The organism is Romboutsia sp. 13368, assembly GCF_018336475.1.
Lineage (GTDB): Bacteria > Bacillota > Clostridia > Peptostreptococcales > Peptostreptococcaceae > Romboutsia.
Window position 1 is genome coordinate 1,067,745 of record NZ_CP048741.1, and the last position, 1,704, is coordinate 1,069,448.

Consider the following 1,704-nt stretch of genomic DNA (forward strand, 5'->3'; position numbering starts at 1 on the left):
ATAGCAGTAATATCAGATATACATAGTAATATATATGCACTAGATGAGGTAATATCAGATATAAAAAATAGAAATGTAGATATGGTAGTTTGTACAGGTGACTTAGTAGGATATGGTACTCGTCCAAATGAAGTTATAGAAAAGATAAAGGAAGAAAAAATACTTACTATAATGGGTAACTATGATGATGCAATAGGTAACCTAAAAATAGTATGTGGATGTGATTATCCAGATCCAAAAGATGCTCAAAAAGCAGGTCTTTCAATGCACTTTACAGGACAAGAAACAAATGATGAAAATAAAAAATATTTAAGAAATCTACCTAAAGAGGCTACTTTAACTTTTAATAATAAGACTATTAGATTTGTTCATGGAAGTACAAGACTTATAAATGAATATTTAAAAGAAAATTCTCAAGAAGCTTATGAAGTTATGAATGAATTAGCTGAGGATATACTAGTTTGTGGACATACTCATATACCTTACTATAAATACTATGGTGAAAAGTTACTTGTAAATGGTGGAAGTGTAGGTAAGCCAAAGACAGGAAATCCTAACTCTACTTATGTGATTATAGATATAAAAAATGATTCTTCAGTTGAAGTTGAAATAATAGAAGTTAGTTATGATTTTGAAAAAATAGCAAAAGAAATAGAAGAAAATGAAATACTTCCTAATGATTTTGCAAGACTTATAATAGAAGGTAGTGCAAAGTAATAAATTATACTTATGAAATTTTTAATTTTGGAAAATATAAAGCTAATANCAAAAGTAGGAGAGTATGTTATGAAACTAAAAAGAAATGATAACTGTTGGTGTGGAAGTGAACTTAAATATAAAAAATGTCATATGGAATTTGATGAAAAATTAGCTTCATTAAAAGAGAGAGGATTTGAAGTTCCTTCTCATAATATAATAAAAACTAAAGAACAAATAGAAAAAATAAAAGAAAGTGCAAAAATAAATAATGCAGTATTAGACTTAGTAGCACAAAATATAAAAGCAGGAATGACTACTGATGATATAGATAAAWTAGTTCATGACTTTACAATATCACAAGGTGCAATTCCTGCTCCACTTGGATATCATGGTTTCCCTAAAAGTGTATGTACATCTATAAATGATGAGATATGCCACGGAATACCAAGTCCAGATAGAGTATTAAAAGATGGTGATATAGTAAACGTAGACGTATCAACTATATACAATGGATATTACTCTGATGCATCAAGAATGTTCATGATAGGAAATGTTAGTGAGGATGCAAAAAAATTAGTAGAAATAACTAAAGAATGTTTAGAAAAAGGTATAGAAGCAGTTAAACCATGGGGGCATTTAGGTGATATAGGTGAGGCTATAGAAAAACATGCTAAAGCTAATGGATATTCTGTAGTTGAAGAATTTGGAGGACATGGAATAGGCTTAGAGTTCCATGAAGATCCTTTTGTTTATCACTACAAAGGAGCAAAGGGAATGGTATTAGTTCCAGGTATGATGTTTACTATAGAGCCAATGATAAATCAAGGTACTTCAGATTTATATATAGATGCAGATAATGGATGGACGTCATATACTGATGATGGAAAATTATCAGCTCAATGGGAGCATATGATTTTAGTTACAGAAGATGGAGTAGAAATAATAGCTAAGTAATTAATAAATTTTAAATAAAAATACTATATAATAAATCTATAATTATATAGT

General features: G+C 28.8%; 2 protein-coding genes. Both read left to right on the top strand.

The features are described 5' to 3' along the window. The coding region (locus G3997_RS04345; RefSeq protein ID WP_296648673.1) for a metallophosphoesterase family protein at positions 1–717 on the top strand (717 nt) is incomplete at its 5' end. 69 nt (positions 718–786) lie between these two features. Continuing rightward, positions 787–1,653 (top strand): methionyl aminopeptidase, encoded by an 867-nt coding sequence (locus G3997_RS04350; protein WP_296648677.1) that lies wholly within the window; start codon positions 787–789, stop codon positions 1,651–1,653. Positions 1,654–1,704 lie beyond the last annotated feature (51 nt).